The following is a 7109-nucleotide window of genomic DNA, read 5'->3' on the forward strand; positions in this document are numbered from 1 at the left end:
ATAACTTGCTCTTCATCACCCCAATTTTTTGTACGGAAATGCTATCGATATCGTTCTGAGCAAAAAAAATAATAGAAGCTTTGACTCGTTTATCTTTAGTGGATTTACTCATTTTTATACAAATTTCAAGTCTTAAGCTTATAACTTAATTTAGCTAGATTAAGTTATATAATCTCATTATTCTAAACCATTAAATAAAAATGCTTTTTTTACATTGTAAGTATGAATGTCTTCAAAATTATAAAATTAAAACCATAAAAAAACCGTACTTTCGTACGGTTTTTTTTATTTTAAAGCAAGGTTAAATTGACAAATTATTTTTTGTCATCTTTAACTTCAGTGAACTCAGCATCTACAACGCCATCGTCCGCTTTTTGTTGTTGACCCGCATCGCCAGCAAATTGGCTAGGATCAAAACCTTCAGCACCACCTTGACCTTGTGCTGCTTCATAAGCACGTTGAGAAATTGGCATGATGATATTTTGTAAAGCTTCAGTTTTCGCTTTGATATCATCAACGTCATTTTCTTTAGTAGAAGCTTCAAGCTCAGAAACCGCAGTTTCGATTGCAGTTTTTTCATCAGCAGTCACTTGTTCACCAAGGTCTTTTACTGCTTTTTGTGAGCTAGCAACTAAAGCATCTGCTTCGTTACGTGCTTTAGCAAGTTCTTCGAACTTACGATCTTCTTCAGCATTCGCTTCAGCATCTTTAATCATTGCTTCGATTTCAGCATCAGACAAACCTGAGTTTGCTTTAATCTGGATAGATTGCTCTTTACCAGTGCTCTTATCTTTCGCAGATACTTTCAAGATACCATCGGCGTTGATGTCAAATGATACTTCAATTTGTGGCACACCACGTGGAGCAGGTGGAATGTCGCCCAATTGGAAGTTACCCAACAATTTGTTTTGCTGAGCCATTTTACGTTCGCCTTGGAACACTGAAATATCTACAGCAGGTTGATTGTCAGCAGCTGTTGAGAACACTTGAGATTTCTTCGCAGGAATCGTGGTGTTTTTCTCAATGATTGCTGTTAACACGCCACCCATAGTCTCGATACCAAGTGTAAGCGGAGTTACATCAAGTAAAAGTACATCAGTTTTGTCACCTGAAAGTACCGCACCTTGAATTGCAGCACCCATTGCTACAGCTTCATCAGGGTTTACGTCTTTACGTGGTTCTTTACCGAAAAATTCTTGAACTTTCTGTTGAACCATTGGCATACGTGATTGACCACCAACCAAGATTACGTCAGAGATGTCAGAAGTCGAAAGACCCGCATCTTTAAGCGCAATACGGCAAGGCTCAATGGTACGAGCAACTAAATCAGCAACTAAACCTTCCAATTTTGCACGTGTTACGCTAATCACTAAATGTTTAGGACCAGTCGCATCTGCAGTGATGTATGGCAAGTTAATTTCAGTTGCAGTTGATGAAGAAAGTTCAATTTTCGCTTTTTCAGCTGCTTCTTTCAAACGTTGTAATGCAAGAGGATCTTGTTTTAAGTTGAAGTTCTGTTCTTTTTTGAACTCTTCAACAAGATAATCGATCAATGCATTATCAAAGTCTTCACCACCAAGGAATGTATCACCATTTGTAGACAATACTTCGATTTGTTGGTCGCCATCAAGGTCTGCAATTTCAATGATTGATACGTCAAATGTACCACCACCAAGATCGTATACAGCGATTTTACGGTCGCCTTCTTTCTTGTCCATACCAAACGCAAGTGCAGCAGCAGTTGGTTCGTTGATGATACGTTTAACTTCTAAACCTGCAATTTTACCTGCATCTTTAGTTGCTTGACGTTGAGCATCGTTGAAGTAAGCAGGAACGGTAATAACCGCTTCAGTTACTGTTTCACCTAAGTAGTCTTCAGCTGTTTTCTTCATCTTTTTCAAGATTTCAGCAGAAACTTGTTGTGGTGCAAGTTTTTTGTCGTTGACATCAACCCAAGCATCACCATTATCAGCTTGAACAATTTTGTATGGTACAAGACCAATATCTTTTTGTACTGCTTGATCTTGGTACTTACGACCAATTAAACGTTTGATTGCATATAGTGTATTTTTCGGGTTGGTTACAGCCTGACGCTTTGCTGATTGACCTACTAAGATTTCACCATCTTTATACGCAACAATAGATGGTGTTGTACGTGCGCCTTCAGCGTTTTCGATTACTTTTACTTTGTCGCCTTCAAGTACAGCTACGCAAGAGTTTGTTGTACCTAAATCAATACCAATAATTTTAGCCATGCGATATATTCCTCAATTTTTTTTACAGTGTTTTGCTTGTTATTCAATATGAGAGCCATTCAAAATTTTTCAAGTCAAAATGCATAAAAAAATTGAAAACTCTCAAGTTTATAAGGCTTAGGCGCCTACCATGACCATTGCAGGACGCAGTAAACGACCGTTGATGGTGTAGCCTTTTTGTAGAACAGTGCCAATTTCATTGGCTTTTGCCGTTGGATCAATCCCTACTGCCTGATGGAGGTCAGCATTAAAGCCGCGTGTTGTGTCTGCTTCGGTAATACCAAATTTTTCTAAAGTTGTGAGTAAAGATTTTAGGGTTAGTTTTACGCCTTCAACCATTGCATTGTCTTCACCTGCAGCAGCAATTGCGCGCTCTAAATTATCGACTGTATCAAGCAACTCTTTGGCAAATTTTTCCAAAACCGTATCTTTGTGCTTTTCAGATTCGCGTTGAATGCGCTCAACACTTTTCTGAGCTTCATATACAGCATTTGCAGTACGAGCTTTTTCAAGTTTTAGGCTTTCGGCTAAAACTGAAATTTGTTGCTGTAAATCTTCAGCAGTCACTTCAGTTTGTTCAGTTTCAGTATGTGCCGATTCTTGTTCTGCAATTTGCTCTTGTTGAAGATCTTGAGCTTGTTCGTTTTGCTCAGTCGCCATTGATTTGCTCCCTTTAAATAGGTTCTTAAACATGTACAGTCCTTTAGGCTTCAATATTCACTCTGAACTGCCATGAGTGATAAATTTCATGATTACTAAAGAAATCGGGGCGAGAGATAAAAATTCAAGCAATAATGCCGATTAAATTTACCTAATTAGCGATATTGGTCTAAAAATGCTGATTTTTGATGACATTGACTATAACTTTTGAATGATAGTATGCAAAACGATCATTCTTGAACTGTCAGTTTTTATAGAGTGAAGCGAATTGTATGAGTGTGGTTTCTAAGTTGAATTTAATATCTTAAATTTTTGATTTTTATATATAAAAATAATTATAAATAGGGCATGAATTATCAAAATTTAGAGTTAAGTACAACTTTTGAAAGTCAGGGGTGATTGATCATTTAATATTTAAAAGGTATTACAGAGAGGTGAAAAAAGTATTTTTCATGTATGGATACTCGCTGTATTATATTTAACTAGAATCTATAGCTGTAGTTTCTTTTTTTGTTTTAATGGCTTATCCAAATCAATTGGGTAAGCTTTTTTTTTTGCCAATTAAAAAGTAAATTGACTTTTTTACATAGAAAATAGAAAAATAAAAGCGAGCCATAAAGACCATTATGCCTCGCTTCATGTATAAGCTTTATATTTTGAGAGTGTGAATTAAGACTTATCTGTCTTGGTTATTGCTATGATTGAACGCTCCACGACGGTTATCACGTTTCTTATTGCTTTGATTTAGGTTAGATGTATTGTTCTCAGTTTTATGATTTGGGCGATTCATTTGACCATTGTTATGGTTGTGGTTTTGTTGTTTCTTTTGCCATTCCTGTTGGCGTTGTTGCCATTTGGCTTGATCTAGTCGGTATTGATCACGTTTAGTTTGATCAAATTGCCTACGTTCATGATCAAGTTGACGCTGTCGGCGATCTTGTTCAATACGCGCTTGTTGTAAGCGATAAGCACGCTCACGATCATAGCGATCATCATAATGACGATTGTTACGTTTATAACCTCGGTCATCGTACGTTCCATAACTCGTATTACCGTAATAACCGCCACGTGATGAATAGCCATCCTCAGGAAAAGCAACACAGCCAACAGCGAGAAAAGCGGTAGTGATTGTTGCAATAAGTGCTTTAATCATGTTGATTGCCTCCAATAATTCATACATCAATAGCAAAAAAAAATCTGTTAAAAAGCAAAATTGTCAATGACAAGGACATAGAGTCAGATTAGCTTAATATAAGTGTTTTATTTGTATGTTGATTATATGACTTGTATAAGAATATAGTCATATTGAGACTGATCATGTAGAGAATATGAAGAGTCAGGGATAAGAATTAAGGAATGAACAGTAATGGCTTTTACACAAAATTTACAAGAAAAGATTGAACAGGGACAGGGTGCAGCAGGTCGTACCTTAGATCGCTTACCGAAATTTGCACAAGAATCATTAGCTAAACTATTGGGTTATCCCTATCAGTACCCACAGCTCGATAGCTTTACTAAATGTTTAATGGCAGCGCAGTTAAAACAAGGCAAAGTGGGTTTTATTGGGGAAAGTGTTGAGAGATCACGCAAAGCCTTTGAATCACAAATGCAGTCTATTATTCATAAACCTACGCATGTTCAATTTGTTGAAGATATTCGTTTGCCCTTACAAAGTGGCAGTATTTACGCACGACATTATCACCCTGCACTGGGTAAAAAACTGCCGATGATCGTGTTTTATCATGGTGGTGGTTTTGTGGTGGGTAGCGTTGATACGCATGATGAAGTTTGTCGTTTAATTGCTGTGCATGCTAAAGCGCAAGTACTGAGTATAGATTACCCGCTGGCACCTGAAGTTGGACCGAAAGCATTAATTCAATCGTGTGAAGATGCATTGGCATGGGTCTATCAAAATCGTCGACAATTTAAAATTTTAAAAAATCGTATTGCGGTAGCAGGAGATAGTGCAGGTGGAAATATCAGTGCGGTGATTTCGCAACGTGCAGTCAATACAAGCTATGCACCATCAGCGCAGTTCTTGATTTATCCTGCTGTAGATTTCAAGAGTCGCCATCCATCTTTCTTTGCTTATAAAGATGGTCTTGTACTGACAGGACAAGATATTGACTATGTGACGGATTATTATGTGACTCGACATAAAATGGAGCTTGATGATCCAATTATTTCGCCCATTAATGGTCAGTTAAAAAAAGTTGCACCTGCTTTTATTGTGACAGCAGGGCACGATGTTCTGCACGATGAAGGCAAAATTTATGCTTATAAATTACGTCAAGAAGGTGTCAAAGCACATTATCATGAATATGAAGATCAAACACATGGCTTTATTAATCTGACGCCAATTTCAAGAAAAGCGAAAAAGAACTTAATTGAAATGTGTAAAGAATTCCGTAAATTTTGGGATAAATATTAATTGTTGAGTAAGCTTATTTCGCTTTAAGTCGAACCGTTGTTTCAAATGAGCATGAAACAACGGTTTTTTAATATGATCTTTGTTCATTTCAAGACGATTTACTTGAGGATAACGCTATTTTTAATGCCTCAGGAAAAGTGAGCTGAAAGTCAGTCGAATAAAAGCCTTTCATAAAAATTGCTTGCGATAGATCGGGGAAAATATTTTGAGTGTTTTGCCATTCGGCATGAGGAATATAAGCTAAGCGACCTTTAAAATGAGGTGCGAACTGATAGCGGTATTGTTGATCTTGTTGTTCAATTTTAAAAAAATGAGCAGGAAAAATACGAGAGGAGATCTGAACTGGTAAAGTTTTTTGAGATAAATTTAGTTGAATATTAAGTATTTCATTGTTCACCGAAATTTGACAGCTCAATTGAGTTGGTGAAAAACTCAACTCAAATTGAGCAAGTTCTTTAGGAATCCCCCAATGATAGCGCCCTTCATCTACGGAAGCTTGGCTTGAAACATAAATTTTAGGTATATGCGAATGCATATTTAAACCATTGCTGGCATGGTCTAAAAAAAGTAATTCATCATAAGGACCAACGGGTGAACTGTGATAACGCACGAGCATGATTTGAACTAAGCGACCGAATTTAGATTTTTTTAAACCAAAAGGCATAAACTGCTCAATCAATTGTGGATTGAGCCAATAATTTAAAATATAGCCTTCACCCGAAAGATGCCAAGGCAATTCAGTATGTAAATGCTGTGCTAAAACTATTTGATTCATAAGAGGCAATCCTTCATTTTCACATATGTATTTTTTATTGAAGATATGCAAAAGACTGTATGACGTTATTGATAATATTTATTCAATGTTTGTAATCGAAATAACTTTCATGATTCAAAGCAGACTAATATAGTCATCATGAATTTAAAACGTTTTAGGAAATAAAAGAATGATCAAAAAGATAGGATTAAGTTTAGGTTTGGTACTTCTTGCGAGTCATACATTTGCCAATACAGACATGCAAATTAAAACCAATCTTGGTAACATTGATATTGAGCTTTATGATGATAAAGCACCATTATCAGTTGCTAACTTTAAAAACTACGCTAAAACGAATTTTTATAACGGAACTGTTTTTCATCGTGTCATCCCAGGCTTTATGGTTCAAGGCGGTGGTATGAATGAAAAAATGATTGAAAAGCCAACTCAGGCAGCCATTAAAAATGAGTCTTCAAATGGTCTGAAAAATACACGTGGTACATTGGCAATGGCACGTACCAATAATCCAGATTCAGCAACCAGTCAGTTTTTTATTAATGTTGCAAATAATGACTTTCTAAATAAAGCTGCAGGTAATCCTGGTTATGCTGTATTTGGTAAAGTTACTAAAGGTATGGAAATTGTCGATAAGATGGTTAATGTGCCGACAGGAAGCTACGGTATGTATCAAGATGTGCCTAAACAACCGATTAAAATTCTCAGTATTAGCTACAAAACAGTACCTACAAAATAATTTAAAAATAAAGCAGAAATAAAAAAATATGTTTCTGCTTTATAATTAAATACTTATGTGAAATATGTCGTTTTTTAAAAAGTATATCGTTTAAAAATACAACATACGATAAAACAATTGGTTAAAAGTACTTGTCATCAAACTGAAATGCTATAGAATGCACCCCATACCGACGAGATAGACGGAAACGAACGAAGCACGAAGTGCTGAGTTGTTAAGTTTATTAAGTACCGGCGCTTGATGATGACGAATCAT

Annotated in this window: 6 protein-coding genes; 2 read left to right on the forward strand and 4 right to left on the reverse strand. The window is 36.2% G+C overall.

Annotated elements, in window-relative coordinates; translation table 11 throughout:
* Window positions 1-314: 314 nt before the first annotated feature.
* From dnaK to FW754_RS15335, 3 genes are all read right to left on the reverse strand, one after another.
* Complete coding sequence (gene dnaK, locus FW754_RS15325) at window positions 315-2255, reverse strand: molecular chaperone DnaK (RefSeq protein ID WP_409512429.1); 1941 nt, start codon at window positions 2253-2255, stop codon at window positions 315-317.
* 117 nt (window positions 2256-2372) lie between these two features.
* Window positions 2373-2915 carry a nucleotide exchange factor GrpE gene (gene grpE / locus FW754_RS15330; RefSeq protein WP_446325118.1) on the reverse strand — a complete coding sequence of 181 codons (543 nt, stop codon included), beginning with the start codon at window positions 2913-2915 and terminating at the stop codon, window positions 2373-2375.
* 676 nt (window positions 2916-3591) lie between these two features.
* Window positions 3592-4068, reverse strand: a complete 477-nt coding sequence (locus FW754_RS15335; RefSeq protein WP_446325119.1) for a hypothetical protein — start codon at window positions 4066-4068, stop codon at window positions 3592-3594.
* 213 nt (window positions 4069-4281) lie between these two features.
* On the opposite strand from FW754_RS15335, the gene FW754_RS15340 reads away from it, so the two are divergent.
* Window positions 4282-5346 carry an alpha/beta hydrolase gene (locus FW754_RS15340; RefSeq protein ID WP_409512426.1) on the forward strand — a complete coding sequence of 355 codons (1065 nt, stop codon included), beginning with the start codon at window positions 4282-4284 and terminating at the stop codon, window positions 5344-5346.
* Between the two features lie 88 nt (window positions 5347-5434).
* On the opposite strand, the gene FW754_RS15345 is transcribed toward FW754_RS15340, so the two are convergent.
* Window positions 5435-6121 (reverse strand): acetoacetate decarboxylase family protein, encoded by a 687-nt coding sequence (locus FW754_RS15345; RefSeq protein WP_446325120.1) that lies wholly within the window; start codon window positions 6119-6121, stop codon window positions 5435-5437.
* A gap of 169 nt (window positions 6122-6290) precedes the next feature.
* On the opposite strand from FW754_RS15345, the gene FW754_RS15350 reads away from it, so the two are divergent.
* Window positions 6291-6854, forward strand: a complete 564-nt coding sequence (locus FW754_RS15350) for a peptidylprolyl isomerase (RefSeq protein WP_409512424.1) — start codon at window positions 6291-6293, stop codon at window positions 6852-6854.
* Window positions 6855-7109 lie beyond the last annotated feature (255 nt).

The organism is Acinetobacter sp. 1207_04, assembly GCF_052850415.1.